The following is a 26476-nucleotide window of genomic DNA, read 5'->3' on the forward strand; positions in this document are numbered from 1 at the left end:
GTCATAGACCCGTGTTGCGGTGCGGACAAGGCAGGAGAGTGGATATGAGGCGGTTTGCCCTGATTTTGGCGCTGGCGCCGGGCATATTGGCAGCGGAAGAGTTCCGGCAGTTGACCGGAGACGAGATTCTCGCCGCTCTGTTGGACCGCAAACTGGCCTATGAGGGCGGCGCGACCCAGACGTTCGAGCCATCCATGCAGACGCAATATTTCTCAAGCGGCCCCAGTACTGGCAGTTGGGCGGTGCGCGGCGATCAGTATTGCTCGGTCTGGCCACCGTCGGATATCTGGGCTTGCTACAATATCGAACGCAAGGGCGATGTGATCCGCTTCATCGACGCGGGTGGGGGCCTGACCGACGGGACTTATGTGGAATGACGCTGCCGCGAAGCCTTGATGATTTCGACGGGAATTGGAGCGTCACGCGTGAGATCACCGATGCCAAGGCCGGGCAGGTGTTGTCTGCCGAAGGCACCGCCACGCTTTCATGGCGGGCCAACGAGTTGATCTATGACGAGGCGCTGCGCCTGCAGGTGCCCGGACAGGTCCCGATGCAGGCGACGCGGTGCTACCTATGGCAACAGGGACAGGGAGGTATCGACATTCGGTTCGAGGATGGGCGGTTCTTTCACTTCCTGGCTCTGGGAAAGGACTGTCCGCGCGATCATCACGATTGCCCACCCGATAGCTATGACGCGGCCTATGATTTTACAGCATGGCCGGTCTGGTCGGTGGTCTGGACCGTTTCGGGGCCGCGCAAATCCTATGTTATGAAAAGCCTCTATCAGCGGATGCGCGGCAGTTGATCGCAGCTACTTCTTGGTCTCAAGCGCGCTTTGCCAGGCGCGATCGGCCTTGTCCCAGATATCCTTGACCCAATCCGCAGGCCACATGAACTGGCGCAGATACCTCAGCTTTCGGTGCGATTTCAGCGACCGTTTGATGTGTTGCCAGGGCGGCAGGAATTCGTATTTGGGATGGTACCGCCCGGCAATCGCGTCTGGTGGGTTGAGCGAGCCTGCAAAGATCACCACGCGCGTGCCTTTGGGTGGGCGCGAAGGTTTGAAATAGTTCAGCGGGAAGGTCGGGATGCACTCGATCCGGAAATGGCGTACCCAGCCATTGGGCCAGAACTTGATCCCGTTCGGCGCATTCTTGGTCACGAAATGCTGCTCGAAACGGTACTTATCCGCGACCCCCTGCGGATCGGCGGCAAATTGTGCCTGTAGCGGTGCCAATGCCCCCACAGGCATGCGATAGATTGAGGTCTGTCCCAGCCTGTGCAGCGGCTTGGTGATGTTGCGGGCGAGGATGACATCCTCTTCGGAGCCGTATTCAAAGAACGGGTCCAGCGACCCGGTGATGACCACGTCCAGATCGAGGAACAGGAACGGTCCCTTCAGATCGCCCAGTTCAGGTGCCCAAAGGCGCGATTTCGGCCATTGGCCGATAGTGCGTTCCGGCATGAAGCCCGGCATCTCTGGTAGGTCGAAACAGACGACATTGGGATGCACGCCCTCACGTGTGTCGGTGAACGCAACAAACCGAAAAGGTGGCGTCGTGTTGGCACGCACCATTTCATAAAGACGGTTGATATACAGCGCGCCATAGCGCGTGCCCCAGTTGATACATACGATCTGCTTGTCCATGACGGCAGGGCTAGCAGCCGCTCTGCGTTTCAGCAAGAATGAATGATGCCGCGCGGGCAGGTTCGGACATTGCCGCATGTCGCGCAGATTCAAACGATATTAAGCATTTACAGGTTGCTGTCGACGGTCAATGATCGCCCTATCCGATTAACGAAAGTGAGTTTCATGCGATCTGCCATTCTGCACCTGCGCCGCGCTGTTTGTGCGGCGCTCCTTGCGGGGCTGCCCGCCGCCGTCATGGCGGACATGCCCTTGACCTATGAAAGCGACGGGCGCGCCCTGTTCCGGTTCAGCGCCCCGGATTTCTGGCAGGTGCGCGCCGGTGGCGCGCGCGCCATCACCGCACCCGAAACCGGTGAAGCGCGGCTGATCAACCGGGTGATCGGGTTGGAGCCGGTGGCGGATAAGGGCGTCTGGGTGGGGTTCTTGTCGCCCAATGGCATCCGCACGCTGGATCAGGCTGCAGATTACCTGTCTGGCATCGGCAGGTCACTGGTCAAGGACCCGGAAGTGACCGGGCGTTCTTCGATCACGCTGGGCGGTCTGCCTACCAAGCGCATCACCGGAACCGGGCGGCGCGACGGGCGCGCTGTCAGCTTCACCGCCCTGCTGATCGATCTCCCGACCAACCGGGTCGCGATCTCGCTTGCAGTGATCGAGAGCGGGGCAGACCCGGATCTGGTGAACGATGTGAATGCGATCTACGGCTCGTTCCGGGCGATCAGGTAAGGAGGGTAAGATGTTGAAAAAGCTAATACTTGCCCTTGGATTGTTCGGGTTGGCGGGCTGTGATGGCCTCACCGTCGGGGTCGGAACCGGTGGTTACTACGATTCGATGCTGTGGAATGACTATTACTATGGCTATCCGCGACCACCTGACGAACCGGACCGGCCCGAACGCCCTGATCCACCGGTCCGGCCGGAGCACCCGATCGCCAAGCCACCCGTTGCGCGTCCTCCTGTAGCCCGTCCTCCGGTCGCGCGCCCACCGGTGCACCGGCCCCCGGTGTCGCGCCCGATGCCCGCACGCGGAGGGCGACGTTAATCGGTTATCAACTCGGTCACCACATGTGAGGAGCCTTCAAGTGTCCGGTGTACCGGGCATTTGTCGGCAATCTCCAGCAGTTTGGCGCGCTGGTCTGCATCCAGCGGCCCCAGCAGCCGGATGCGGCGGCGGAATTCGTCCACCTTGCCGCGCGTGCCAGCCTCGGCATCCTGCGCATGGACCTTGTCATGGCAGATATCGACGCTGACCCCGTCCAGCGGCCAGCCTTTGCGGCGCGCATACATGCGGATGGTCATCGAGGTACAAGCGCCAAGCCCGGCCGAGACAAACCCGTAGGGCGACATGCCCGTGTTCGTGCCGCCGTAAGACACCGGCTCATCTGCCACCGCGTGATGATCCGGGCCCGATTGCACATCCTGCCTGAAGCTTGCGGGATCGGACTCGGTCACCCGCACCACACCTTCGGGTGCACCTGGCGGCGGGGCGGGAGGTGAGAGGTCGACATAGCGCGCTGCCCAGGCGGCAATCACCTCACCAGCGTAATCGGCATCGACCTGGCGGGTGATCAGGTGATCGGCATCGTCGAGCGTCACGAAGCTTTTGGGATGTTTGGCGGCCAGAAAGATCTGCGCGGCATTGTCGATGCTGACCGTGTCATCCAGCGGCGCGTGCAGCACCAGAAGCGCCGCGTTCAGCCCGGCGATGGCGGGTTCCAACTGCGTCTGCGCGATATCCTCGACAAATTGCCTGCCGATCCGGAAGGGCCGACCGCCAAGGGTGACATCGGCCACGCCGTCAGCCTCGATCTGTGGCAACGCAGCTTCGAAATGGTGTGAGACATGGCCCGGGTCAGCCGGCGCGCCCAGCGTTACAACGCCCTTGACCGAGGGGATGCCCGCCCGCGCCCGCAATACTGCCGCGCCGCCCAGCGAATGGCCGATCAGCAGGGCGGGTGCCATATTGCGGCCCGCAAGGTACTGCGCGGCAGCCACCAAGTCCTGCACGTTCGAGGTAAAGCTTGTGTTCTCGAACTCGCCTGCCGAATGGCCCAGCCCAGTGAAATCGAACCGCAATACCGCGATCCCCATCATCGCCAGCCGCGCCGCGATCCGCCGTGCCGCCGGGATGTCCTTGGAACAGGTGAAGCAATGGGCAAAAAGGGCTGTGGCAAGCACCGGCCCGTCGGGCAGATCCAGCCGCGCGGCAAGCTGGCTGCCGTCATGTCCGGCGAAAGTGATGCGTTCTGTGGGCATGGGTGTATCCTTTGACATTCCTGAAGAGACTGGCGGTGGCGGTGGTGAATTCCAAGAGGCAACCGCGCTCGTTCACGCCCCTGTGCAAAGCTGTTGAACAGCGGGACCGGGCAAATCCTTGCGCTGGACACCGGGGGTGGGCATCTTCGGAACGGCACTTAACGCTCAGGGCAGATACCGGGCCTGCCGCTATGCGCTTGGCCGACCCAATTGTACCGATCGATGAGATTGGATGATCTTCGCGACATAAGGTTTTAAAAATATGCAGAGAACAATTCTGATCACTGGAGCGTCCACCGGTCTAGGCGTGAGCCTGGCAGTGCAAGCGGCACGGGCCGGACACAAGGTCTACGCCAGCATGCGCAACATGGACAAGCGCGCCGGGCTGGACGCGGCCACTTCTGCGGCTGGCGTGTCCGTCACCTGCCTGCAACTGGATGTTCAGGATGATACCAGCATCGCAGCGGCGGTGGCGAAGATCATCTCGGCAGAGGGGCGGATCGATGTGCTGATCAACAACGCAGGTGCGGGCTATGTCCGCTCGACCGAACAAGCCCTGATGTCAGAGGTCGAATGGGTCATGGATGTGAACTTCACTGGTGTCGTGCGCTGCACCAAGGCGGTGATCCCGCATATGCGGGTGGCACGTAGCGGGCATGTCATCAATATCGGCTCGGTTGGCGGCCTGGTCGGCCAGCCCTTCAACGAAATTTACTGCGCGGCCAAATTTGCCGTCGAAGGCTATACCGAGGCGCTGGCCTGCTACGTGACCCCGCATTTTGGCATCAATTTCACTGTGGTGGAGCCCGGTGGCATCAAGACCGAGTTCGCCAATTCCGTGCTGAAACAGGTCGGCGATACCGGCGGTTTGCTCGACGATGAATATCTGCCCATCCTGCAGGCCTATATCAGCGGGTCGCAGGCGCGAGGCGAGGCGGCCTATCAGACCGCCGATGAGGTGGCAGAGGTGGTGATGCGCTGCATAAGCGCCAATAACCCGCCGATCCGGACCCGCACCTCGGATTGGAGCGAGGAGCTGTGCAGTCTCAAGACCGAATCCGACCCGGATGGCAAGCGATTGCAGGCCAAGGTGATGCAGGGGTTTCTGGGGCTTTAGCATTGCATCATCATTTGTGATGTGTGTGCGAACATTAATTCGTTTTTGTGAAGCTCGGTCCGCGCCTATCTTCTGGTCATCTCATCACCAGAACAGGAGATATGGATATGCACATTTTAAGTACTTGTGAACACACCCACCTCGGCGCGGATCGGGGCAGAACGTTTCTGTGGTCCGTCATCGCCATGGGCGTTGGCATCGCACTGGGCGCCGGGGTTGTCGGCGGCGCGCCGGATCGCTTTGAGCCATCGTCCGAGACCGCGCGGATGACGCCGCAATTGGAAGAATGGCACGGCAATGTGAAGCGATCGCATTGGCCGGATACCCAGTGATTTCAGAAGCGGGCAGGGTGTTGACCTGCCCGCTTACAGCTGTCCCATCAGGGCCGGATCAAATGGATATGTGGTCAGGTTCTCATATCCGTCCTCGGTGATCAGAACCTGATCTTCGAGCTTGATCGAGAAATCGCCGCCAACCTCGCCCACCGCCGCCTCGACACACAGCACCATGCCCGGCTCCAGCGCATAATCGTAGGCACCGGGCACCGCCTTGTCGGGATAGGCCACCAGCGGCCACTCATCGCACAGGCCGACCCCGTGCATGAGGCAGCCGTATTTCTGGGCCTGGTACCGGACGTCCAGCTTATGCGCGTTTGCGGTGAGGTCGGGGATCATAACGCCGGGCTTCAGCATTTCCATGTTGGTCATGATATGTTCATGCGCGTGCTGCATGGCATAGACCATGTCAGGGCGCGGCGGCTCATCCCCGATCCACCATGTCCGGCTGATATCAACGCATATCCCGTAAGAGCCGATCAGGTCAGTATCAAAGGCGATGATCTCATTTTTCTGCGTGACCCGAGGCCCGCATTCCTGAAACCACGGATTGGTGCGCTGACCCGAGGACAGCAAGCGGGTTTCGATCCACTCGCCACCGCGCCTGATGTTTTCGGCGTGCAGCACGGCCCAGATATCATCCTCGCTGGTTTTGCCATCACCCACATTGGCACGCGCGAAATCCTCCATCGCCTGTACGGCGGTCTCGCAGGCGTGGCTGGCGCAGCGCATGGCGAGGATTTCGTCCGGGCCTTTGACGGAGCGCGACTTCTCGGTGACCTCTTCGCCTTCCATGATCTCGAAGCCCTGCGCCTCGAGCGCGCGCAGCCCCTGCAGCATCACCTTGTCCGCCGCCAGCCGCATATTGCCCGGCGCGTGTTCTTCCAGCAGCACCCGCACCTCGTTGGAGAACACATCTGCCGCCACATCCAGCTTGTCGCCCCGGTCGAAATAGAACAGGTCCGCGCCTGAGCGTTGTTCGCGCACCAACGGGTTGAATTTGCTCAGGAAAGGTGAGTTCTTATAGTCCCAGATCACCATGTAACCGTCAGCGCAAAGCAGCACCGCGCGAAACGGGTTGTGGGTGTTCCAGAGCTGCATGTTGGTGCTGTCGGTGGCATAGCGGATGTTGAGCGGGTCAAACATCAGCAACCCGGCATAGCCGCGATCAACAATGTGCTGGGTCAATCGCTTCCAGCGGTGTTCGCGCATACGGGCCAGATCGGGCAGGTGCAGCCCTGCACCCTCCCATTCCGAAAAAGCAAGCTGCGTCGGGCCGATCTCGACCCGGTCCATGTCGTTTGGGGTGCCGTCCCCCAGCGTTGCGCCGCGCGCGGGGTCGATCTTGCGGGTGTCGCGATAATGCGTGTTCACGGTGGCTCTCCCCTTGGCTTGGGCCAGTTGAGCGCAGTTTGTCGCTGCAATCCCGGACGATTGCGACCTGTGGCCATGTCGTTTTTGGGCCGACAGCAGCGTGGCTTGGTGCTAGTTCGCTAACATGACGGCCATTCTTCAGCGCACCATTCCCTATGATCCGCTGACGCCACGGCCCCTGCCGGGCATGGCGCCGTTGCGCATGGAGGACTGGCTGCTGCGCGATGAGGTCTTTGCCGCGCAGATGGCGCAGCGCGCGACGTTGCTGGAGACGCGGCGCAATGATGTTCTGGCAATGGACGAAGCGGCGCGCCCGGCGGCGGAGGAACTGCTCGATCTGGTGTTGAGCCATGCATATCCCGGGGCAGGGCCGCAGGTGACCCGCCCCGATGGCGTGCAGGTTGTCATCGAGCGCGCCGACCCGATGGGCACGCTGGGGCGGCTGGTACAGGAAGATCTGTGCATCCTGCTCAAACAGGGCGACGAGCATGTGCTGACCGGCGCGGTGCTGTGTTTTCCGGCAAGCTGGATGCTGGCCGAGAAATACCAGCGTCCCTTGGTCGTGATCCATGCGCCGGTCGCCCCTTACGACGAGGGCATCGCCAAACGCGTGCAACGCCTGTTCGACGGGGTGCAGCCCGAGCGTCCGCTCTGGCGCTTCAACGCACTCTGGTATGTTGACCCCGAGTTGCATCAGCCGCGCAGCGTGCATGCCCGCCGTGACGCGCCCGAGGCAACAGCCGCAGATTACCTGCGCAGCGAGCGGCAGTGCATCCTGCGTCTGCCGCGGACCCGCGCGGTGGTTTTTTCCATCCACACCTATGTCTTGGCCCGGGCTGACATCGCGCTGACGTAAGAACGCCCCGTCCAATGAACGGGGCGATCTTACAGGCACGAGAGAGACGGTGAGAGAGAGACTACATCACACGAAAAATGATGTTACGCTATCGATCATGCCAGTACTTTTGAAAATCGTGATCGAGCTGGTGAGGGCCAGCACATGGGTGTTGAGGCGGAAATCTTCGCCTTTGATCAAGTTGACCGCCGCCATCGAGACCGCCACGGGGGCCGAGACGAAATAGAGGCAACCGGTCATGCTCCAACTGGTCAGCCGCCGAATGTCGCTATCGGGCTGATCTTCCAGCGCGATCGCCTCCAGTTCGGCGGGCAGGGGCTCGGTCCGAAACGACAGCGCAAGCGCTTCTTCCTCGGACAGTTCGACCAGACCCAGCCTACCGCAACGCGGCGTGTGGGCCGAGACGTAGTCGTAATGGGTCGTCAGGTCTGCGACCTCTTCTTCGATGGGCGCGAACCGCTCGCCATTGTTGACAATGATCTGTTTGCGGTCACGCCCCCGTTTTGGGGAGAGATTTGCAAAGGCTCCCATGAACTGCTCGACGGTTAATGACATGTCCGAGTCGAGCCATTCGATCGACTCGCACGAATTCAGATCCACCATCCGGTACAGCATCACAACCAGGATCAGTTCGGACACGTCCTGATCGTCAAGCTCGGGGGAAACCGGCGTCAGGGCGATGGTGAGACGGGTTTTGTCCTGCATCGTGTCGGCTTGACCCTTGGACTTCAGGCCCGCCACCCGGTCCAGAATTGTCGCGCGTGTTTCCGAGCTCCGCGCGCCGCCATAGGTCAATGTGACCAGGTATTGGCTGGTGACGATGCGCGCCTCTTGCGCGTTCACCAGAGTTTGCCGTTCGACCATATGGCCGTGATCTTCCAACGTTGCGGCCGCGATCCCGCTAAAGCGGTCAAGCGCACCTTCTTCGCTGCCCTGGAATACCAGTCCACCATGATACCTGCCCGTATCTGTCACAGCGCCAACCCTCCACGTGTTTGCGTTCACCAACCAATCTAAAATGCGAAGAGGGAGAAACTGTGACGGTAATTGCCAGATTCGAAGGTAGTCCGGCGCATATAGGCGGATTGATGCCAATCCGGAAACCTGTTCATTTTATGGTGATCAGGCCCGTTCATGAGGGAAATGTGGCGGCATCGTGGCGGGCTTGCGGCGTTCAACCGTCAATGCGTGCGCCCATTATGGCGATGGACTGTTGATAGACAGTGGCCGCGTTCCACTGTTTTATAACGGCGAAATTGGGCTGTCCGGGCTGATAGCCCTTGCCGGATTTCCAGCCTTTTTGGCGTAGAAAGTTTGCAGTCGAGGCCAGCGCGTCCGTCAAGTTGTAAAAATCGACCCGCCCGTCTCCGGTCGCATCGACGCCATAGGTCATGGCATTGCCTGGCAGGAACTGCGTGTGGCCCAGCTCACCATGTTTGGCACCCAAAGTAGCCGGCGTGATCGCGCCCTGGTCGACCAGTTTCAGCGCGCCGATCGCATGCGGGACGAAAAACTCCGAACGGCGGCAATCATAGGCCAGCGTCACGATGGCCGAGACGACCTGACTGTCGCCCATGAAATTGCCGAAACCCGTCTCCATCCCGTGGATCGCCAGCAGCACGCCGCTGGGCACGCCATATTGGCGTTCCAGCGCGGCGTAGAAATTGGGGTTGCGCGCCTTGCGCTTGCGCCCCTGCGCCACGATCGTATCAGCCCCGCGGATCCGCATGAACTTGTCGAGCGAGTATTTGAAGCTTTTCTGATTGCGGTCGGCGGCAATGGTGCGATTGGCATATTGCGCGCCTGCAAGCGCCTGCCGCCCCTTTTTCTTCACGCCGGCTTTGCGGGCCTGCTTGTCGAAATCCTGTTTCCAGGCGTCGAACCCGGCACTTGTATTGCCGCAGCTTGCGGCATGCGCCCCAAGCGGCGCGGCAAGCGACAGTATGAGGGCAAGGCAGGTCAGGGATCGCATGGCAGGCTCACTCTTGGATCAAAGGGGCAGACAGGGTCACGGCATTGTCGGGGCGATGATGTGCAACGCCTGCAGGGCCGCACCCGGCTCGATCCCCGGCAGCGTGGTTTCAAAGAATTGCTCCATCGAGCCGTCTTCATAAAGTCCCGCGATCACCCGGTCGACAAACAGGCGGAAGTCGGCATCGCCCCGGGTCAGTGCCAGCCCGTGTTTCTCGATGGTAAGAATCTGGTCGGACATCTTGAATTTATCCTGCATCTCGCCGCCCGCGAAATTGACCAGCATGATGCTCTGATCGGCGAAATAGGCGTCGATCTCGCCGTCGCCCATCGCCTTGAACCCGGCCTGATGCGAGACGAAGGGCACCATTTCGGCCTCGATACCGGCCTGTTCGAAGGACGCGCGCACCGCGCGTTCGGTGGTGGTCGCGCCGCGCATGCCAACCTTCTTGCCCGCCAGATCGCTCAGGTTTTCGCCGCCATCCTTCGGCAGCAGCAGCGCGGTACCGTCCACATATGTCGGGACCGAGAAATCGACCTTTTCGCGCCGCTCCAGCGTTATCGTGGCCGCGCCGCAGAGGATATCGATCTCGCCACTGGCAATCCTGTCGAACCGGTCCTTGGTGTCGACTGCGATATAGGTCGCGTTGAGATTGTCGAGTTCCAGCTCGTTGGCCAGGCTTTGCGCGATCCGGTCACAGATCAGCACGGAATAGCCTGCGGGTTGTTCTTCGGCGTTGATATAAGACAGCGGGACCGCATCGGCGCGAAAACCGATGTTGAATTGCCCGGTCTCGCGGACACGGTCCAGTGTCTGGGCCGGGGCGGCGGTCGCAAATGTGGTGGCCAGGGCAAAACTTGTGAGAAGAAAACGCATCAAATGATCCAATCTGGTTATTTGAGAAGGACGATAGCGGGCGTTGCCACAACCCTAAAGGGGAAATGCGCGCGATCTCATCCGCCAGCTTTTACAACGCGCGTTGCAGATCCTCAGCTGTCAGAACTGGTTGAATTTCGATGGCAGCGTCAAGCGCCGCAAACAGCGGCTCGTTGATGACCGGCATGCGGGCCTGATCCGATTCCTCGAATATAACGATGCCCATGCGCTTTCCGTCTTCCAGAGCAAAATAAGAAGCTTCGGCCTTCACCTCCTGGACCAGATTGGCAATCGCCTTGCCCAGGGTTCCGTCCTTTTCGACCTGGTTGCCCTTTTCAACCGGAATCGTGAATTTCAACATCAGGCGCATGGCGTTTTCCTCTTATCGATCCGAGCGTATTCCGAGCAGAGTGCACTTGTCGGTCGGATCCAACCTCGGGCCGCATCGCTGGCAGGTCAAGCTGCAAAGCCAACTGGGCGGGCAACAAAAAAGGGCACCCTCAAGGGGTGCCCATTGTCTGTTCCGCGATCTTTCGATCAGCAGCTGTAATACATGCCGTATTCAACCGGGTGCGGGGTGTGCTCGTAGGTTTCGACCTCTTCCATCTTGAGCTCGATATAGCCTTCGATCTGGCTCTTGGTGAACACGTCGCCCTGCAGCAGGAAGTCATGATCGGATGCCAGAGCTTCCAGAGCCTCACGCAGCGACCCGCAGACGGTCGGGATGCCGGCGAGTTCCTCGGCGGGCAGATCGTAAAGGTTCTTGTCCATTGCCTCGCCCGGATCGATCTTGTTCTTGATGCCGTCCAGACCGGCCATCAGCAGCGCCGCAAACGCCAGATAGGGGTTTGCCGCCGGATCGGGGAAACGGGCCTCGACGCGCTTGGCTTTCGGGCTTTCGGTCCACGGAATACGCACGCAACCCGAGCGGTTTCGGGCCGAGTAGGCGCGCAGAACCGGGGCTTCAAAGCCCGGGATCAGACGCTTGTAGCTGTTGGTCGCCGGGTTGGTGAAGGCGTTCAGGGTCTTGGCGTGTTTCAGGACACCACCGATGAACCACAGCGCTTCGTCCGACAGATCAGCGTATTTGTCGCCTGCAAAGAGCGGCTTGCCCTCTTTCCAGATCGACATGTTCACATGCATGCCGGTGCCGTTGTCGCCTGCGATCGGCTTCGGCATGAAAGTCGCCGATTTGCCATAGGCATGCGCCACGTTGTGGATCACGTATTTGTATTTCTGCAGCTCGTCGGCCTGTTTGGTCAGGCTGTCAAAGATCAGGCCCAACTCGTGCTGACAGGACGCCACCTCGTGGTGGTGCTTGTCGACCTTCATACCCAGACGCTTCATGGTGCTGAGCATTTCCGAACGCAGGTCCTGGCTTTCGTCGACCGGGTTGACCGGGAAATAACCGCCCTTGACGCCGGGACGATGGCCCATATTGCCCATCTCATACTCGGTGTCGGTGTTCCAGGACGCGTCGGTTGCGTCGACCTCGTAGGACACCTTGTTGATCGAGTTCGAGAAGCGTACGTCGTCAAACAGGAAGAATTCAGCCTCGGGGCCCATATAGGCCACATCGCCGATGCCGGAGGCCTTCAGATAGGCTTCGGCCTTCTGCGCGGTGCCGCGCGGGTCGCGATCATAGGCTTCGCCAGTGTCTGGCTCGACGACCGAGCAATGCACGCAAATGGTCTTTTCCGCGTAGAACGGATCGACATAGGCGCTTTCGGTGTCGACCATCAGCTTCATGTCCGAGGCTTCGATCGATTTCCAGCCAGCGATGGACGAGCCGTCGAACATGAAGCCTTCTTCGAGGAAGTCGTCATCGACCTGATCGGCCATCAGCGTCACGTGCTGCAGCTTGCCACGCGGGTCGGTAAAGCGGATGTCGACGTATTCTGCGTCCTCATCCCGGATCAGCTGAAGAACTGCGTCCTTGCTCATTCTCTTGGGTCCTCTGATTGGAAGATATGTGTTGGGTTACAGTGCGTCCGACCCGGTCTCGCCGGTGCGGATGCGAATGGCTTGTTCGACGGGGCTGACAAAAATCTTGCCGTCGCCGATCTTGTCTGTTTTGGCGGCGCCCACGATGGCCTCGATGGCGGCTTCGACCTGATCGTCGTCCAGGACCACGTCGATTTTCACCTTTGGCAGGAAATCCACGACATATTCAGCGCCACGATAGAGCTCTGTATGCCCTTTCTGACGGCCAAAGCCCTTGACCTCGATCACGCTCAGACCCTGAACGCCCACGTCCTGCAGCGCTTCCTTTACCTCATCGAGTTTGAAAGGCTTGATGATGGCCTCGATCTTTTTCATTGGCGGAGCCTCCCTGAAATCTTGTCAGTCCGGCTCAGATCATGTCTGAATAAGGGCCACAATCCGATAGTGGCGCCGGGACTGCTGGAACGAGGCGATTTCTATCGCCCGGTGAAAAAATAGGCAAGTTGCATAAAAATTGCGCAATTTTGAATCGCGAGGGATTTTCCATGACCGAATTGCTGACCGCCGCCCAAATGCGGGCCATCGAAAAAGCGGCCATTGACAGCGGTGATATCACCGGGCTGGAGCTGATGGAGCGGGCCGGGCAGGGGGTGGTCGAGGCGATTTTTGAGGAATGGCCGGAACTGGCCGAAACCGCTGGTCGGGCGGTGGTGCTATGCGGCCCCGGCAACAACGGCGGCGACGGGTTCGTCGTGGCGCGGTTGCTGAAGGAGCGGGGTTGGGAGGTGGAGGTGTTTCTCTACGGTGATCCCGAGAAACTGCCGCCGGATGCGCGGGTGAACTATGAGCGGTGGGGCGAGATTGGCGACGTAGGACGTGTTGATCTTGCAATGGACGTACTTCAACCAGTTTGGCCCGAGTCGATGCTTATCATTGATGCTTTGTTTGGAACGGGATTGACCCGCCCTCTTTCAAGACAACTCGCGGAGAATTTGGACCGGATACAAGGGATATTTTACGAACGCCGCTTGGTTTCGGTTGATATCCTATCCGGTGTCTGCGCCGATAGCGGCTTAGCTCTGCATTCGGATGCAGGGGTTGCGGGCTCCGGAAATCGAATTGAGGCTGATCTGACCGTCACATTTCAACAACCAAAGCTTGGACATTTCTTAAACGAAGGACCATTGCTTTGCGGCAAACTCAAGGTTGCAGGCATTGGCCTCGATGATTGGCGCGATCAATGGTACAGCCTAGAGCGCCCGGCACTTGTGAGGCTATGCACGAAGCGTGTCGAGGGAAGCGATCAAATTTCCAAACCCAGTTGGGAGCACTTGCACAAGTATTCTCATGGCCACGCCCTGATCCTCTCCGGCAGCGCTGGCAAAACCGGCGCAGCACGGTTGGCGGCACGGGGCGCGCTGCGGATTGGGGCGGGGCTGGTGACGCTGGGGGTGTCGCCCTCGGCGCAGATGGAGGTGGCGAGCCAGATTACGTCGCTAATGCTCCGGCGGATCGAGGGAAACGAAGGGTTGTCCGAACTGCTGTCCGATGCGCGGTTGAACGCGCTCTGTCTGGGGCCGGGGCTTGGGCTGGACCGGGCACGCGATCTGGTGCCGCTGGCGCTGAATACCGTGCGCGCCACTGTTCTGGATGCGGATGCGCTGTCAGCCTTTGCCGATGCACCGGGCGAATTGTTCGGAATGCTCCATGAAACCTGCGTCCTGACCCCACATGGCGGCGAGTTTGCGCGGCTGTTTCCCGACCTCGCCGAAAAGTTGAACTCTGTGCCCACCAAAGGTCCGGCCTATTCCAAGGTGGATGCCACCCGAGAGGCGGCAAAGCGGGCGGGGTGCGTGGTGCTCTTCAAAGGGCCTGACACGGTGATTGCGGCACCGGATGGGCGATGTTCCGTCAATTCCGCCCATTACGAGCGCGCCGCGCCTTGGCTCGCCACGGCCGGGTCGGGCGACGTATTGGCGGGGTTTATCACCGGATTGCTGGCACGGGGATTCGCACCGATGCAGGCAGCAGAGACGGGAGCGTGGCTGCATGTGGAATGCGCGCGACACTTCGGACCCGGCCTGATTGCAGAGGATCTGCCAGAGCAATTGCCAGCGGTGTTTCGAGAGCTTGGCCTTTAGGCGGCGTGGCTGAGTGTTGCGCCGGACGGTTCGGACGCCAGTTCCAACCCGCCTGCATAAAGTACATGGGGCGCATCGAACGCGATTTCGTAGAGCACCATTTCGCGAATGCCCAGATCACGGATGAACTCTCCGTCAAGCAGGGCATCGGCGCGCACCATGGCGCGATCTGCATTGAACAGCGCTTGCGCGCGCCAGTCGCGGATCAGCACTTTCTGCCCGGCGGGCAGCACCAGATCCTGTTCGGGCCTTGTGTCACCAAGGGAGCCTGCGGCAAAGGAGATCGCACGGCAGCGGCAGGTGGTCCGCCGAACGCCACGCACCAGAACAAAGCCGCGATCCCGCGAGACGATCCGGTCGCCCTTGGCCAGCTTTTCGATCATGCGCTCGCCCCGCTGCGTCATCACAACGGTCCCGGACAGAAACCCCGTTTCGATCCTTGCCTCTGCCTGAAGGCGGTGCGGGGTTGGTTGTTCCGAACTGTGGTCGACACTGGTCTGGGTCATGGCACTCTCACTCAAAGGCTTGTGCCATTGTGCCGATGGGAATGTGGCGAAAACGTGAGGCTGGGGCGGCATTTTCTTAGCCGCCGACCGTGTCGACCCCGTGCTGCAGCCGCGGAAAAGGGCGAGCGGACAGTCCGGGCCGTCGCAACACAGGAAACCCGATAGCGGCATCCGGAACGCCGCTGTCAGGTGCCTTGCACCGCCTTGTCAGTTGCTTTGGGGCGCGCCACGATATTCGTCCACAATACCGCAAGGTCATCGGGGTGGCGGGATTGAAAGCGGGGTGCCAGCGCCAATCCATCCAGGTCCGTTCGCGCAACGGGATCCATCAGCGGACGCTCCAGAATAAGCTCGTACCCGGCGGCCTCAACCATCGCGACGTAGTCCGAATGACGCAGTCGATTGGTATAGTCCTGCGGGTTCAGGCACAAAAGCCTCCAGATCGCATCGCTGTAACGCAGAAAATCGACGCGGCTCAGTCGGGCATCTCTGTGGGCGCGATGATCGGAATGGTCGATGCCGTGGGAAATGACACCTCCGGGACGCAGGATCTCACGGCTCTGCTCCAGCAAGTCCACGATGACTGATGGCGGAACATGTTCGAGTACCGTGTGGCTTATGATGGCATCGACGCGGACATTCATTGTGTTGAGTGTGGCCTGAACCCGATACGTCATTCCCAATTCATCCAGCGCTTTGTCGACAGGTGCATCTTGGGGATAGGAAAGGGTTTCCTCTATTTTTTCGACGCTTGTCCCCAGGCGTTCAGCCAAGTCGGTGCGGCGCAATATCAGGAAATCAACCGCCGCCTTGAGTGTTTCCCGGTCGAGCAGCGGGTGCGCATCCGTAAGGATGATTTGCCGGGCTCCTGCCAAACGCAGCATGAGGGGAATCACCGGATACCAGCCTGTTCCAAGCTCAAGAATTGTGCTGTCCCGCAGGTCAAGGCCCGCTTCGCTCAGGAAGGCAATTTGGTCAAAGCCACCTGAATAAACCGATTGCTCGTGGATCTGATGCGTCTTGCCGGCGATGCGCCTCTTAAGAGCGCGAAGCCTTTGCTGAAAGGGCAACATCGCAGTAACAGTATTCTTTGCACAATCGACTTGCCACATTTTCAAAAACCCAAAGCCGTCAAGACACCATGCAACACGCCAACCGAGCAATTCCGCCAAGCTTTTTTGGAATTCGGCTCACCCGGTTTGTCACCTGCTCGTGGTGCCTTCCGACTTGACCTTTTACCTGCGCAGACGATCACCTGAACATGGATAGCGCCTGAGGGCGCTTACGTCCATGTGGTGAATGTTGCGGCACTATCAGATCTGTTCTGTCGAAATCCGAGTCGTGGAATTCCGCAAAGAGCTATGTTGGCGATCCGAGTATTGGTTTGGATGTCGCTCGATAAATATGAGCCATTTGGGGTTGTTCGAAGATTTTTGGATAATGCCCCAAACATCGATGAGATGTGCACTCTGATAGAACGTTGCCACGCGTTGTTGTCGAAGTCGTTCGGAATGCGGCGCTCCGAGTGTGGCGACCTGTGCTCCTTTGAAAACCATGCCGAGTTACTTCCCGGTAGCGAGACAAGGTTTACCCGGTTCATCAGTGATAAGTTTCGCTTTGCAAACGACGTCGTGCCCAACATTCCAGCCGAATACTTTGCAACCTTTGCGCCAATTTTTTGCAAACGTCGAACGGATCATTGCTGCAGGTGATTAATCGCCAGAAATTATCATAAAGACTTGTGTAAGCACTTGAGTTATTTGAGTTAAGTATTGCATTGAGAGAGCCTCGAACCACCAACCTTGTCCTTACGAAGAACCTGCTCCCCCAGCTGAGGTACAGCGGCACCCAACAAATGAACGTTCCATATCCCAAAATCTAACTACAGAATCACCGAGGGGTGCCGTACGTGAAAAGGGGGCGGTCTTGGCGAAGTACCCTCTGACTTTCAAAAACGAGGGGTAGCTCTGGCCGATTATGATGTTCTGGGCACATTGAGTGCTATGTGAGCAGACGTGAACTATGATTGTCAGAAGCGAAAGATCCTCATTTCCTCGAAAGAGCTCAAAGTCAATGATAATTGGGGAGATAATCTGATCAAAAAATCCATAATGTATTGAAAATATTTCGTATTTTTTGGTGCGGGTGAGAGGACTCGAACCTCCACGCCTAGGCGCCAGAACCTAAATCTGGTGCGTCTACCAATTCCGCCACACCCGCAACCGCGCCGGCCCATGGCCGCGCTGTGCGGCGGTGCATAGCAAAGGTTGAAACCGAGTGCGAGAGAAAAACGCTCCCTGTCGCACCGGTTTCAAATCTCGTTGGCTGTGCGCTGTCGGACTAAGGGTGATCTTCAGTAGTCCGACACCAGCAGATGGGTGGGTGAGACATCCTCGTCAACATCGGAGAAGCGCGAGATCGGGGCTTCAAACACGTTATCGGTCCTGTCGTCATTGACGGTCGAGACCTCGCCGATCAGGCAATCGCCGCCTTCGGCCCAGAAGGCGTGCCAGATGCCGGGCAGCAGCGTCACGCTCTGGCCGGGTTTCAGCCGCAGCAAACCACCGGGATCGAGCGTGACCATTGCCCCGTCCGAGGGCACGGTGACCTGTGCGTTCCGATCGATCGCGCCAGCCGTGTCAGGTGCCCAGAGTTCCAGCACCAGATCGCCGCCGCCGCGGTTTATGATGTCCTCGGCCTTGATGTTGTGGCGGTGCATCGGTGACAGCTGCTTGTCGCGAGAGATCATGATCTTTTCGGCGTAAAGCATGCCCTTGCCCGCGGCCAGATCTTCGACAGCGCCGTTGCGAGTGGTGAACAGGAACAGGCCCAACTCATGGAACCGGCCCTCGCCATAATCGGTAATGTCCCAGCCCAGTCCGCGATCCCGGATCAGTGCGGCCTCGTCGCGGCGCAATTGCTCGGGTTGCCAAAAGGCAAACGGGGGAAGGATGACGCCGTGCTGGCGCATGAATCCGTCACCTTCGGCGAGGATGTCATTGATCTCGGAACGTTTCATGGTTTGGCCTTTGGCAATCAATCGGTCAGTTCATTGGCCCAGGGCGGGTTTGCGCCTGCGCGAGAGACGGTCACCGCCGCCGCTTGGGCGGCGAAGGAAAGGCAGGACTTGAGATTGTCTTCGCTGGCGGTTTGCAATCTGTGCCGCTCCAGCAGGCCAAGGTCCTGCGCCTTGGCCAGAAAACCTGCGTTGAACGTATCACCTGCACCCACCGTATCCACTACGGCGACCTTGCGGGCAGCAGCGCTGACCGGCTCGATGCCGGCTCGCAAGGCAGTGGCTCCGGCGCTGCCACGGGTCAGCAGGATCAGCGCGGGGCCTGCTTTCAGAAGCGCCTGCGCCCGGGTCAGGTCGTCGGGCAGTTCTGGTAGCAACCAGGCAAGATCTTCGTCTGAGACCTTGATCAGGTCTGCTGCCCCGATCAGGCGCATCAACCTCTCCCGGTAGCTTTCGGCATCGCTGACAAAGCCCGGGCGAATATTGGGGTCGACCATGATGGTGCGCTTTCCGGCTTCGCGCTGGGCCAAGGCCACGAGGCTGTCGCAGAAAGGCGGGTTGCACAGGCTGATGCCACCAAAGAACAGTGTGTCGACCCGGTCCGGAATGTCAGGCAAGTCTTGCGCCGTGATCCCGCGCCCGGCCGAGTTCTCGTCATGAAAGCTGTAGCTGGCCTGCCCATCCCTGAGCTGTACGAAGGCCAGCGTGGTCGGACGATCGCTGACAACCGCAAATTGGGTGTCCACCCGGCTTTGGCGCAACCCGTCGCGCAGCATCTCGCCCCAGAAATCGCTGGACAACCCGGTCAACAGACCGGTTTCGATGCCAAGACGCCCCAGTGCAATGGCAGTGTTGAACACGGCCCCGCCGCAATGGGGGGCAAAAGCCTCTGCGCCAGTGTCAGTCCGGACAGGAAGCATGTCGATCAGGGCTTCGCCACAGCAAATTATCATGCGGGTTCTTTCAGGCTTTGGATGATTGCGCTAACGTTTGGTGTATTTTCGCCGATTTCTCAAGCAATTTGATCGCGACTACCGGGATAAAACCGCAAATAATCGCCGATTGCACAGGTCATCCGAAATATGTGGACCCCGCGCAGGTCGCGGAACTTGACCGAGATTGACACTGCGGCAATATGCGGTCTCTGGTTAGCGTTACGATGAAGTATCAGGATAATATCAACCGGAGGCGCGGCCCCCCCGACTGGGCGACCAGACCGCCGTATTAGGCCAATGAAAACAATAGTTACCTTCGATCCCAACAGGGCGTTCTTTCAACTTCCGTTTATGGGTGATTCTCATGAAATCTAAACTCAGGGCCGTATCCCTCACGGCGCTTACTGCATCCGCTCTTGCCGCACCTGCTGCAGCCGAGCTGAAATACGAAAACAACTCGGGCGGATATGTCCTGCTTTATGGGCAGCTAAACCCGGCCATCATCTCGGTCGATGACGGCGAAGAGACCGAGACAAATGTGCGCGACTACGACGCCTCGAACAGCAGGGTCGGCCTGCGCGTGCACCAGCCCTACGGTGCCAACACCTTCGGGTTCAAGTTTGAAGCCGCTTTGGGGCTTCCGAATTCGACTGAGACCAGTCAGCTTGGCGATGATTTCAGTGGTTGGACCCGCGAAGATATCCGCTTTGTCGATTTCTGGCTCGAAGGCGACTGGGGTAAGGTTTCGGCCGGTCAGGGCAGCATGGTTGCAGATGGCGCGGCCGAACAGGACCTGTCTTTAGTCGGGATCGCGCTTTATGCCTATACGGCGGATTCCAATGCCAGCTTCTTCTTTCGCGATTCTGCCGGTGCGCTGACCGGGCCGACCGTGGCCGGCACCACGGATGATTTCGACGGTTCGCGCCGTGCCCGTATCCGCTATGACACGCCGTCCTTCAACGGTTTCACCTTTGGTGCCGCCTGGGGTCGCAACGTTCTGGCTGATGATGACGACCGCGATTATTACGATGTTGGCGCTTATTACTCGAACGAGTTCGCGGGCGCCAAACTGGATGCCGGGCTGGCCTATCAGGTCCGCGACGGGGATGGCAGCGCCAAGCGTCAGGATGTGATCGGTTCGGCCTCGGTGCTGCTGGAGAGCGGGCTGAGCTTTACCGTGGCCGCCGGTACCCGCGACGTCGACTCCGATGCGGACACCGATCCGAACTACTACTATGCCAAGATCGCCTATGAAACCGAGGACTGGCTGCCAAATGTCGGCAAGACCGGCATTGGTGTGCACTACTGGGACGGGTCCGACTTCAGTGTCGATGGCTCTGATTCCAGCGTCTGGGGCTTGGGTGTGGTGCAGCGGATCGACAGCGTGAACGTTGATACCTACCTGACCTATCAGAACTATGCCTACGAGGATTCAAACGACGATTATGACGACCTCTCCACCGTCGTTCTGGGCGCGCGCTGGAAATTCTGAACCGCGATCGGATCGCGCAAAGGTAGGCCGCTGCGGGAAACCGGGCGGCCTGTTACATTTCGCAGGGCAAATCCCGACCGATGCGCCAGATGGCTCTTGCACAGGCGGGGCAGGGCCAATAGAAGGCGTCAAATTTGCCAGGCGCGCCAGGGTTGCGCGCCCCAACCTCATGGGGATACCAGATGCAGGTCACCGAGACTCTGAACGAAGGTCTGAAACGCGGCTATAACATCGTCGTCAGCGCCGCCGAGCTGGACGACAAGGTCAATGAAAAGCTGACCGAGGCACAGCCGGAAGTCGAGATGAAGGGATTTCGCAAGGGCAAGGTGCCGATGGCGCTGCTTAAAAAGCAGTTCGGCCAGCGTCTGCTGGGCGAGGCGATGCAGGAAACCATCGACGGCGCGATGAACCAGCATTTCGAGGATAGCGGTGAACGCCCCGCGCTTCAGCCAGAGGTCAAGATGACCAACGAGGAGTGGAAAGAGGGCGACGACGTGCATGTCGAAATGTCCTATGAGGCGCTGCCCGAGATTCCCGAGGTCGACCTGAAATCCGTCGAGCTGGAAAAGCTGGTGGTCAAGGCCGATGACGCCGCCGTAGACGAGGCGCTGGGCAACCTGGCCGAGAACGCGCAGGATTTCAAAGCCCGCAAGAAAGGCTCCAAAGCCAAGGATGGCGATCAGGTCGTGATGGATTTTGTCGGCAAGGTCGACGGTGAAGCCTTCGAGGGCGGCGCGGGCGAGGATTACCCGCTGACTCTGGGCTCCAACAGCTTCATCCCGGGCTTCGAAGAGCAGTTGGTCGGATCCAAAGCCGGTGAGGAAAAAGACGTCACCGTAACCTTCCCCGAAGAGTATCAGGCCGAGCATCTGGCCGGTAAGGAAGCCGTGTTCACCTGCACCATCAAAGAGGTAAAGGAACCGGTCGCCGCCGAGATCAACGACGAGCTGGCAACCAAGTTCGGCGCCGATGATCTGGCCGCGCTGAAGTCCCAGATATCGGAGCGTCTGGAAGCGGAATATAGCGGTGCCGCGCGCGCGGTGATGAAGCGTGGCCTGCTGGACAAGCTGGACACTCTGGTCGAATTCGATCTGCCGCCGACCCTGGTCGAGGCCGAGGCCAAGCAGATCGCCCACCAGCTGTGGCACGAGGAAAACCCCGAAGTCGAAGGCCATGATCACGACGAGATCGAGCCGACCGATGAACACAACAAGCTGGCCTCGCGCCGCGTGCGTCTGGGTCTATTGCTCGCCGAGCTGGGCAAAAAGGCCGAGGTCGAAGTGACCGACGCCGAGATGAGCCAGGCGGTGATGGCGCAGGCGCGTCAGTACCCGGGGCAGGAGCGTCAGTTCTTCGAGTTCGTACAGCAGAACCCGCAGATGCAGCAGCAACTGCGCGCGCCGATCTTCGAAGACAAGGTCGTGGACTATGTCTTTGAGCTTGCACAGGTCAGCGATAAAGAAGTTGGCAAGGACGATCTACAAAAGGCCGTCGAGGCGCTTGAGGACGAGTGAACCTCGTCAACCCTGAGTGATAGTGCGAAGAGCCGCCCCAATCTCGGGGCGGCTCTTTCCGTTCGCGTGTGAGTGGCGAGACGGTGTGACTTAGGCGCCTTTGGCCAGAACGCGGTCCGCGCTTGAGCGCATTGCGTTCTTTTGTTCGCTGGACAAGGTGCCAGACAGAGCGTCCATCAATCTCAGGGCTGCTTGGCGTTCGCTTTCGGTGGTCGCGTCGTCAAGCTGCTCAAAAAGATAGTTCTCAAGCTGGCTGCGCGGCAGGCTGTCCTTGTTTGCGGCTGTAGGGGAAAATGCCTTTTCAGGCTCGGGGGCTTTGGCACCGAATTTGGACAATGCCGCTTCTTCATCGATGAAGACGTCGTGGTTGATCCCCGAAAATTCGCGAACGCGGCTGATCCGTTCTTCCGAACAATCCAGCAGGGCGGCAAGTGCCGGTACCTTGCCCATGCCGACCTTCTTGCCGACATAGCCGTATGGAGCATTGTCGGACCGTTTCAGAACGCGGTCCATCACCGGATCGATGACCGTCACAATGTCCTTGATCCCCGATTGTCGCGCAAATTCAAGCGAGCCAATCATCAACTCACACGTGGCATAGGAGACAGAGTTGCGATCCTTGCCGCGGGTCAAGCGGTTCGTATCGACGCAGAAGCGGGTCGATTCCCAGACCGACGCGCTGCGAATCGGCGGTTCACCATCTAGGATCGCGGAAAACACATCCGAAAGCATGTGCGGGCCAGTAGTCTGCAGCGCACGCACGCACGAGACGACATTGCCATCGTCATCCAGGCCAACGACATATGCCGGATCGAGATGATCGAAATCGTCGATCTCTTTACCGTCTTCCACATTCACTTCCCATCCCAGGCGTCCCCCAAAGACGCGTGCACGGAGCTGGTACATGTCATCCAGGATGTTCGTGAACAGGTGTTTGTTTAAAGCATCTATTACCAGTATCATGGTTTCCCCCTTGGCGAGTGGTTATGTAAATTGATAGTTACCCAACACGACGCCCAGCACTATTCGGGGATTCCCGTAGTGTTCGAACTTTTTAGTTTAGTTGAGAAAGCTCGCTTCTAGCTGGGGTAGATTAAACCTGTTGCAATCGCCCGACCGACCGCCTGTGGCGTCGTCAGAGCGCACAGTTTTTCGCGACTGGACCGTAGGTGCACTTCAACGGTTCGGTGGGAAATCGAAAGAATGTCCCCGATATCCTGCTGTGATTTACCAGCAGCGACCCACTGAAGTATTTCAACTTCGCGCGAGGACAGGGAGGGGTGGTAGAGGATACGGCTCAGCTCATCCGAATGCATGACCGAGTCGTGGATGTGGACCGCCATGGATTGCAAGTCGCCAATGACATTGCCGACCACCTTTTTCCATTGATCCTTGCTGCAGTCGCGAGTGACACTTAGCAACCCGATATCGCCAAATGGACCGCGCACGGGAACGGTCAGCCCTTGGTCGCCAATCCCGAAATCCGAAGCATCCTGGAACACATGCTGAAATTCCCTGCTGCGCTCTAGCCTGCTCCAGTCGACCGGGGCAATGCTGCGCTGGCTCATGTGCAGGGTCGGATCAATCAGCTGAAACTGCTGCTCCTCATAGTGCGTTTTCCACTCGTCCCCATAGGTGACGTGGCCGTGGATCGTGCCAGCGGCAGGGTTCATGCCAGCATAAGCTGCATGGTCCATTTCGAACTGGTCGCACAATTGCTGCAGAAACTCTTCGTATTGAGAGTCCACATCAGGTGCCGCCCCGAGATCGATCAGCTTCACCGCATGTCCCCTTTCAAGCGGGCGGCGGTCCCCGATCGTCACTTGGCTTCGTCAAACCGCCTTACAGGTGCATCTTGCGTCAATGTGCGCACAAAGGACAAGACTGCATGTTTATGTGCAGGCTTTAGACTGCGATAGATTGACAACATTTCAACCGCATCATGCTCTTTCAGGAAGCAGAATTCGTCGGTTGGTGCAGTTTTGTCACCAGTTTCGGGGTCTGAGGCCCGAATCCCAACGAAAAAGTGGCTTATATGCACACCCAATGCCTCGGCAATCGCCCAAAGGCGCGATGCGCTCACCCGGTTGGCACCGGATTCGTATTTTTGTACCTGCTGGAACCTGACGCCGATGGATTTCCCCAAATCCGCCTGACTGACCCCCATAGCTACACGACGGGCCCGAATCCTCTGGCCCACGACAAAATCAACAGTCTCCACCTCGACACCTACTAAACCTATTACGTTTCCCCTCAGAACCGGCGCCAGCCAAAAAAACAAAGCCGAACCGGTCAACGAAGGTAACTCTGCATTATTGATTGTTATCAATCAACTATTTTCAGTTTTAAGTTGTCGATATGATAACGTAGACGTGATCTTGTGGCTGTTCAGTCGCATGTTTTGGCAACAATCGCTTTGAATGGCGAGTATTGACGAGGGAGATCGACATGATGAACAAATTGGTGGCCGAGTTTATCGGGACATTCTGGCTGGTTCTGGGCGGTTGCGGTAGTGCCGTACTGGCAGCAGGGGTCGCTGATGTGGGAATCGGTTGGCTCGGGGTTGCATTTGCCTTCGGCCTGACGGTGCTAACGATGGCCTATACGGTCGGTCACATTTCGGGCGGGCATTTCAATCCGGCGGTAACACTGGGTCTGGTGCTCGGCGGACGGCATGAGGGCAAGGAGTTGCTGCCTTATTGGGTCGCGCAGGTGCTGGGCGCGATCGTTGCGGCGCTGGTACTCTACATCATCGCTTCCGGCCAAGCCGGATTTGAGGGTGTCGGCGGCTTTGCTTCGAACGGCTATGGCGAGGCCTCGCCGCAAGGTTATGGATTGATGGCCGCACTGGTCACAGAGATCGTGATGACCGCGTTTTTTCTGATCATCATTCTCGGCGCCACTTCCAAGGGCGCGCCGGTAGGTTTCGCGCCGCTCGCCATCGGATTGGGCCTGACACTGATCCACCTGATCTCGATCCCGGTGACCAACACCTCGGTCAACCCGGCGCGTTCGACTGGGGTTGCCTTATTTGCGGATGGTCCGGCCTTGTCTCAGTTGTGGCTGTTTTGGGTGGCTCCCTTGATTGGAGCCGTGGTTGGTGCCCTTATTTGGAAGCTTCTTTCGACAGACGACGCGACCGAAGAAGGTTTCTAAATTGGTTTCCGCGCCGCTATGACGGCGCGGATCACCATTAGTTCTTGGGCTGGACCAGCCCGGTTTCCACCAGCATTCCAGCACGCTTGGCCTCGGGCCAGTAACCCTTGGCATAAAGGCGGATCGCGTAGGTCTCATCGCCATTCGACAGCAGCCACGCTCCGCGCAGGTATTTTCCGGCAAATTCCAGATTGGTATCTGCGTCCAGCAACCCGTTCGCCGAACCTTTGTATCCCATCGAGCGGGCTGTGGCGGGCAGGATCTGCAACAACCCATAATAAGGCCGGTTCACCGCCCAGGGACGGTGGGTGCTTTCGCGAATGGCAAGCTTGTGCACCAGTTCGCGCGGCATTTCATAGTGATCGGCCCATTTGTTGATCGAGGCGCGCAGTTCCGGCGTCTCGTTCGGGTAAAGCGGCGGATCGAATGGCTCGGGCCGTTCGGTGCCGCGGGCCCGGTCGCCGCAGGCGGTCAGCAGGGCAGATGCTGCGAGCATCGCGATGGCGGTTCGGCGAGTTATCTGTGGCATTGCGGCCTCCTGTTCGGGATTAGAGTAGCGCCGGTTCCAGACGGGGGAAACTCCGACTAAGGCCGACTTCGCTGTTTCCCGCCGGTTTTGGAGCAGGGGAGGCGGCTCAACAAAAAATGCCGCGCAGGTTTGAAACCGCGCGGCATTGAGATTTGTCAAAGCCCAAAGACTCAGCTGGTGCTGTCGTCCTCGGCGGGCGCTTCGGCTTCGGCGTCAGCAACCAGGTCCTCGTCTTCCGACGCGGCAGAGCCGATATCGTCAAAGAGCTCGGAGATTTCGAACTCGGCCTCGGCTTCTTCTTCGGCCGCCAGTTCCTGAATCGACTTGCCCGAGGCCTGCAGTTCAGCCTCTTCCTGCGAACGTGCGACGTTCAGCTTGATCGAGGCCTCGACCTCGGGGTGCAGGATCACGGCAACTGTGTGGACACCCAGTTCCTTGATCGGTGCAATCAGTGCGATCTGCTTCTTGTCGACGGTGAAACCGTCGGCAGTGGCCGCATCGGCGGCATCGCGGGGCGTGACCGAGCCGTAAAGTGCGCCGGCGTCGGAAGCCGAGCGGATTACGATGAACTGCTGACCATCAAGCTTTTCGGCCAGAGCATCGGCTTCTTTCTTAGTCTCCAGGTTGCGCGCTTCAAGCTGTGCTTTCTGGGCTTCAAAAGAATCGATATTGGCTTGGGACGCGCTCAGGGCTTTGCCTTGGGGCAGCAGGAAGTTGCGGGCAAAGCCGGGCTTGACGTCAACGACGTCGCCCATCTGGCCAAGCTTGGCAACACGTTCCAGAAGGATAACTTGCATATCAGTTTC

The 26476-nt window shown here is 59.0% G+C and carries 29 protein-coding genes and 1 tRNA gene; 11 read left to right on the top strand and 19 right to left on the bottom strand.

Translation table 11 applies throughout. From position 1 onward, the window contains the following. Positions 1-44: 44 nt before the first annotated feature. Both AB1E33_RS12430 and AB1E33_RS12435 read left to right on the top strand, forming a co-directional pair. On the top strand, positions 45-377 hold the full coding sequence (locus tag AB1E33_RS12430; RefSeq protein WP_372577596.1) for a hypothetical protein: 333 nt from the start codon (positions 45-47) through the stop codon (positions 375-377). Beyond that, positions 374-805: a DUF6314 family protein gene (locus AB1E33_RS12435; RefSeq protein WP_372577597.1), complete on the top strand. Its 432-nt coding sequence runs from the start codon at positions 374-376 to the stop codon at positions 803-805. The genes AB1E33_RS12430 and AB1E33_RS12435 overlap by 4 nt, the downstream gene beginning before the upstream one ends. 6 nt (positions 806-811) lie before the next feature. Here AB1E33_RS12435 and AB1E33_RS12440 read toward each other — a convergent pair whose 3' ends face one another. Then, on the bottom strand, positions 812-1648 hold the full coding sequence (locus AB1E33_RS12440; protein ID WP_372577767.1) for a glycosyl transferase: 837 nt from the start codon (positions 1646-1648) through the stop codon (positions 812-814). 165 nt (positions 1649-1813) lie between these two features. Here AB1E33_RS12440 and AB1E33_RS12445 point away from each other — a divergent pair, with 165 nt between their 5' ends. Together AB1E33_RS12445 and AB1E33_RS12450 are read left to right on the top strand one after the other, a co-directional pair. Continuing rightward, entirely contained in the window at positions 1814-2377 is a 564-nt protein-coding gene (locus AB1E33_RS12445; protein ID WP_372577598.1) for a hypothetical protein, read from the top strand. Positions 2378-2387: 10 nt separating this feature from the next. Next, positions 2388-2693, top strand: a complete 306-nt coding sequence (locus AB1E33_RS12450; RefSeq protein ID WP_372577599.1) for a hypothetical protein — start codon at positions 2388-2390, stop codon at positions 2691-2693. Here AB1E33_RS12450 and AB1E33_RS12455 read toward each other — a convergent pair. Then, a complete protein-coding gene (locus tag AB1E33_RS12455; RefSeq protein WP_372577600.1) occupies positions 2690-3907 on the bottom strand; it encodes a bifunctional alpha/beta hydrolase/OsmC family protein in 1218 nt (405 codons plus the stop codon). The two genes, AB1E33_RS12450 and AB1E33_RS12455, sit on opposite strands and share 4 nt — an antisense overlap. Before the next feature lie 262 nt (positions 3908-4169). Here AB1E33_RS12455 and AB1E33_RS12460 point away from each other — a divergent pair, with 262 nt between their 5' ends. Both AB1E33_RS12460 and AB1E33_RS12465 read left to right on the top strand, forming a co-directional pair. Then, positions 4170-5024 carry an SDR family oxidoreductase gene (locus AB1E33_RS12460; protein ID WP_372577601.1) on the top strand — a complete coding sequence of 285 codons (855 nt, stop codon included), beginning with the start codon at positions 4170-4172 and terminating at the stop codon, positions 5022-5024. A 107-nt stretch (positions 5025-5131) separates the two neighbouring features. Continuing rightward, on the top strand, positions 5132-5356 hold the full coding sequence (locus tag AB1E33_RS12465) for a hypothetical protein (RefSeq protein ID WP_372577602.1): 225 nt from the start codon (positions 5132-5134) through the stop codon (positions 5354-5356). A 33-nt stretch (positions 5357-5389) separates the two neighbouring features. On the opposite strand, the gene dddP is transcribed toward AB1E33_RS12465, so the two are convergent. Then, positions 5390-6733 (bottom strand): dimethylsulfonioproprionate lyase DddP, encoded by a 1344-nt coding sequence (gene dddP, locus AB1E33_RS12470; protein WP_372577603.1) that lies wholly within the window; start codon positions 6731-6733, stop codon positions 5390-5392. Positions 6734-6857: 124 nt separating this feature from the next. On the opposite strand from dddP, the gene AB1E33_RS12475 reads away from it, so the two are divergent. Continuing rightward, a complete protein-coding gene (locus AB1E33_RS12475; RefSeq protein ID WP_372577604.1) occupies positions 6858-7589 on the top strand; it encodes a heme-dependent oxidative N-demethylase family protein in 732 nt (243 codons plus the stop codon). Between the two features lie 66 nt (positions 7590-7655). Here AB1E33_RS12475 and AB1E33_RS12480 read toward each other — a convergent pair whose 3' ends face one another. The 6 genes from AB1E33_RS12480 to AB1E33_RS12505 form a co-directional block, all read right to left on the bottom strand. After that, positions 7656-8564, bottom strand: coding sequence for a hypothetical protein (locus AB1E33_RS12480; protein ID WP_372577605.1), 909 nt, complete (start codon positions 8562-8564; stop codon positions 7656-7658). A 199-nt stretch (positions 8565-8763) separates the two neighbouring features. Beyond that, positions 8764-9561 (bottom strand): lytic murein transglycosylase, encoded by a 798-nt coding sequence (locus tag AB1E33_RS12485; RefSeq protein ID WP_372577606.1) that lies wholly within the window; start codon positions 9559-9561, stop codon positions 8764-8766. A gap of 36 nt (positions 9562-9597) precedes the next feature. Beyond that, complete coding sequence (locus tag AB1E33_RS12490; protein WP_372577607.1) at positions 9598-10437, bottom strand: amino acid ABC transporter substrate-binding protein; 840 nt, start codon at positions 10435-10437, stop codon at positions 9598-9600. Between the two features lie 91 nt (positions 10438-10528). Then, a complete protein-coding gene (locus AB1E33_RS12495) occupies positions 10529-10807 on the bottom strand; it encodes a hypothetical protein (RefSeq protein ID WP_372577608.1) in 279 nt (92 codons plus the stop codon). Positions 10808-10974: 167 nt separating this feature from the next. Beyond that, the gene (gene glnA, locus AB1E33_RS12500; RefSeq protein WP_372577609.1) at positions 10975-12381 is read right to left on the bottom strand and encodes a type I glutamate--ammonia ligase; all 1407 of its coding nucleotides are present in this window, start codon (positions 12379-12381) and stop codon (positions 10975-10977) included. Positions 12382-12417: 36 nt separating this feature from the next. Next, positions 12418-12756, bottom strand: coding sequence for a P-II family nitrogen regulator (locus tag AB1E33_RS12505; protein WP_372577610.1), 339 nt, complete (start codon positions 12754-12756; stop codon positions 12418-12420). Between the two features lie 170 nt (positions 12757-12926). On the opposite strand from AB1E33_RS12505, the gene AB1E33_RS12510 reads away from it, so the two are divergent. Continuing rightward, the gene (locus AB1E33_RS12510; RefSeq protein WP_372577611.1) at positions 12927-14522 is read left to right on the top strand and encodes an NAD(P)H-hydrate dehydratase; all 1596 of its coding nucleotides are present in this window, start codon (positions 12927-12929) and stop codon (positions 14520-14522) included. On the opposite strand, the gene AB1E33_RS12515 is transcribed toward AB1E33_RS12510, so the two are convergent. The 5 genes from AB1E33_RS12515 to AB1E33_RS12535 form a co-directional block, all read right to left on the bottom strand. After that, on the bottom strand, positions 14519-15028 hold the full coding sequence (locus tag AB1E33_RS12515) for a Hint domain-containing protein (RefSeq protein ID WP_372577612.1): 510 nt from the start codon (positions 15026-15028) through the stop codon (positions 14519-14521). The two genes, AB1E33_RS12510 and AB1E33_RS12515, sit on opposite strands and share 4 nt — an antisense overlap. Positions 15029-15213: 185 nt before the next feature. Continuing rightward, positions 15214-16200 carry a hypothetical protein gene (locus AB1E33_RS12520; protein ID WP_372577613.1) on the bottom strand — a complete coding sequence of 329 codons (987 nt, stop codon included), beginning with the start codon at positions 16198-16200 and terminating at the stop codon, positions 15214-15216. 965 nt (positions 16201-17165) lie between these two features. After that, positions 17166-17248: transfer RNA gene (locus tag AB1E33_RS12525), tRNA-Leu, on the bottom strand. A 133-nt stretch (positions 17249-17381) separates the two neighbouring features. After that, positions 17382-18047 carry a D-lyxose/D-mannose family sugar isomerase gene (locus AB1E33_RS12530; RefSeq protein ID WP_372577614.1) on the bottom strand — a complete coding sequence of 222 codons (666 nt, stop codon included), beginning with the start codon at positions 18045-18047 and terminating at the stop codon, positions 17382-17384. A gap of 17 nt (positions 18048-18064) precedes the next feature. Continuing rightward, a complete protein-coding gene (locus AB1E33_RS12535) occupies positions 18065-18997 on the bottom strand; it encodes a carbohydrate kinase family protein (protein ID WP_372577615.1) in 933 nt (310 codons plus the stop codon). 346 nt (positions 18998-19343) lie between these two features. Between AB1E33_RS12535 and AB1E33_RS12540 the strand changes: the two genes are divergently transcribed. Both AB1E33_RS12540 and tig read left to right on the top strand, forming a co-directional pair. Next, entirely contained in the window at positions 19344-20471 is a 1128-nt protein-coding gene (locus AB1E33_RS12540; RefSeq protein ID WP_372577616.1) for a porin, read from the top strand. Positions 20472-20653: 182 nt separating this feature from the next. After that, the gene (gene tig, locus AB1E33_RS12545; protein ID WP_372577617.1) at positions 20654-21985 is read left to right on the top strand and encodes a trigger factor; all 1332 of its coding nucleotides are present in this window, start codon (positions 20654-20656) and stop codon (positions 21983-21985) included. A 90-nt stretch (positions 21986-22075) separates the two neighbouring features. Here tig and AB1E33_RS12550 read toward each other — a convergent pair whose 3' ends face one another. The 3 genes from AB1E33_RS12550 to AB1E33_RS12560 form a co-directional block, all read right to left on the bottom strand. Further along, positions 22076-22948: an acyl-homoserine-lactone synthase gene (locus AB1E33_RS12550; protein ID WP_372577618.1), complete on the bottom strand. Its 873-nt coding sequence runs from the start codon at positions 22946-22948 to the stop codon at positions 22076-22078. 116 nt (positions 22949-23064) lie between these two features. Then, positions 23065-23766: a LuxR family transcriptional regulator gene (locus AB1E33_RS12555; protein ID WP_372577619.1), complete on the bottom strand. Its 702-nt coding sequence runs from the start codon at positions 23764-23766 to the stop codon at positions 23065-23067. A gap of 38 nt (positions 23767-23804) precedes the next feature. Further along, positions 23805-24281, bottom strand: a complete 477-nt coding sequence (locus AB1E33_RS12560; protein WP_372577620.1) for a helix-turn-helix domain-containing protein — start codon at positions 24279-24281, stop codon at positions 23805-23807. Between the two features lie 152 nt (positions 24282-24433). On the opposite strand from AB1E33_RS12560, the gene aqpZ reads away from it, so the two are divergent. Continuing rightward, the gene (gene aqpZ / locus AB1E33_RS12565; RefSeq protein WP_372577621.1) at positions 24434-25141 is read left to right on the top strand and encodes an aquaporin Z; all 708 of its coding nucleotides are present in this window, start codon (positions 24434-24436) and stop codon (positions 25139-25141) included. Between the two features lie 37 nt (positions 25142-25178). On the opposite strand, the gene AB1E33_RS12570 is transcribed toward aqpZ, so the two are convergent. Together AB1E33_RS12570 and rplI are read right to left on the bottom strand one after the other, a co-directional pair. Further along, positions 25179-25670: a transglycosylase SLT domain-containing protein gene (locus AB1E33_RS12570; RefSeq protein ID WP_372577622.1), complete on the bottom strand. Its 492-nt coding sequence runs from the start codon at positions 25668-25670 to the stop codon at positions 25179-25181. Between the two features lie 170 nt (positions 25671-25840). After that, complete coding sequence (gene rplI / locus AB1E33_RS12575) at positions 25841-26467, bottom strand: 50S ribosomal protein L9 (protein WP_372577623.1); 627 nt, start codon at positions 26465-26467, stop codon at positions 25841-25843. Positions 26468-26476 lie beyond the last annotated feature (9 nt).

It is taken from the genome of Ruegeria hyattellae (assembly GCF_041537925.1).
In the GTDB taxonomy this organism is placed as follows: Bacteria; Pseudomonadota; Alphaproteobacteria; order Rhodobacterales; family Rhodobacteraceae; genus Ruegeria_C.

What these genes read in the sequence shown, in the direction of transcription:
- AB1E33_RS12535 (WP_372577615.1), bottom strand. Translation starts at nt 18,997, where the DNA reads ATGATAATTTGCTGTGGCGAAGCCCTGATCGACATGCTTCCTGTCCGG.
- AB1E33_RS12530 (WP_372577614.1), bottom strand. Translation starts at nt 18,047, where the DNA reads ATGAAACGTTCCGAGATCAATGACATCCTCGCCGAAGGTGACGGATTC.
- AB1E33_RS12570 (WP_372577622.1), bottom strand. Translation starts at nt 25,670, where the DNA reads ATGCCACAGATAACTCGCCGAACCGCCATCGCGATGCTCGCAGCATCT.
- AB1E33_RS12550 (WP_372577618.1), bottom strand. Translation starts at nt 22,948, where the DNA reads ATGATACTGGTAATAGATGCTTTAAACAAACACCTGTTCACGAACATC.
- AB1E33_RS12510 (WP_372577611.1), top strand. Translation starts at nt 12,927, where the DNA reads ATGACCGAATTGCTGACCGCCGCCCAAATGCGGGCCATCGAAAAAGCG.
- AB1E33_RS12430 (WP_372577596.1), top strand. Translation starts at nt 45, where the DNA reads ATGAGGCGGTTTGCCCTGATTTTGGCGCTGGCGCCGGGCATATTGGCA.
- AB1E33_RS12485 (WP_372577606.1), bottom strand. Translation starts at nt 9,561, where the DNA reads ATGCGATCCCTGACCTGCCTTGCCCTCATACTGTCGCTTGCCGCGCCG.
- AB1E33_RS12445 (WP_372577598.1), top strand. Translation starts at nt 1,814, where the DNA reads ATGCGATCTGCCATTCTGCACCTGCGCCGCGCTGTTTGTGCGGCGCTC.
- AB1E33_RS12490 (WP_372577607.1), bottom strand. Translation starts at nt 10,437, where the DNA reads ATGCGTTTTCTTCTCACAAGTTTTGCCCTGGCCACCACATTTGCGACC.
- glnA (WP_372577609.1), bottom strand. Translation starts at nt 12,381, where the DNA reads ATGAGCAAGGACGCAGTTCTTCAGCTGATCCGGGATGAGGACGCAGAA.
- aqpZ (WP_372577621.1), top strand. Translation starts at nt 24,434, where the DNA reads ATGATGAACAAATTGGTGGCCGAGTTTATCGGGACATTCTGGCTGGTT.
- AB1E33_RS12540 (WP_372577616.1), top strand. Translation starts at nt 19,344, where the DNA reads ATGAAATCTAAACTCAGGGCCGTATCCCTCACGGCGCTTACTGCATCC.
- AB1E33_RS12465 (WP_372577602.1), top strand. Translation starts at nt 5,132, where the DNA reads ATGCACATTTTAAGTACTTGTGAACACACCCACCTCGGCGCGGATCGG.
- AB1E33_RS12435 (WP_372577597.1), top strand. Translation starts at nt 374, where the DNA reads ATGACGCTGCCGCGAAGCCTTGATGATTTCGACGGGAATTGGAGCGTC.
- rplI (WP_372577623.1), bottom strand. Translation starts at nt 26,467, where the DNA reads ATGCAAGTTATCCTTCTGGAACGTGTTGCCAAGCTTGGCCAGATGGGC.
- AB1E33_RS12450 (WP_372577599.1), top strand. Translation starts at nt 2,388, where the DNA reads ATGTTGAAAAAGCTAATACTTGCCCTTGGATTGTTCGGGTTGGCGGGC.
- AB1E33_RS12505 (WP_372577610.1), bottom strand. Translation starts at nt 12,756, where the DNA reads ATGAAAAAGATCGAGGCCATCATCAAGCCTTTCAAACTCGATGAGGTA.
- AB1E33_RS12515 (WP_372577612.1), bottom strand. Translation starts at nt 15,028, where the DNA reads ATGACCCAGACCAGTGTCGACCACAGTTCGGAACAACCAACCCCGCAC.
- AB1E33_RS12495 (WP_372577608.1), bottom strand. Translation starts at nt 10,807, where the DNA reads ATGCGCCTGATGTTGAAATTCACGATTCCGGTTGAAAAGGGCAACCAG.
- AB1E33_RS12460 (WP_372577601.1), top strand. Translation starts at nt 4,170, where the DNA reads ATGCAGAGAACAATTCTGATCACTGGAGCGTCCACCGGTCTAGGCGTG.
- tig (WP_372577617.1), top strand. Translation starts at nt 20,654, where the DNA reads ATGCAGGTCACCGAGACTCTGAACGAAGGTCTGAAACGCGGCTATAAC.
- AB1E33_RS12475 (WP_372577604.1), top strand. Translation starts at nt 6,858, where the DNA reads ATGACGGCCATTCTTCAGCGCACCATTCCCTATGATCCGCTGACGCCA.
- AB1E33_RS12440 (WP_372577767.1), bottom strand. Translation starts at nt 1,648, where the DNA reads ATGGACAAGCAGATCGTATGTATCAACTGGGGCACGCGCTATGGCGCG.
- AB1E33_RS12455 (WP_372577600.1), bottom strand. Translation starts at nt 3,907, where the DNA reads ATGCCCACAGAACGCATCACTTTCGCCGGACATGACGGCAGCCAGCTT.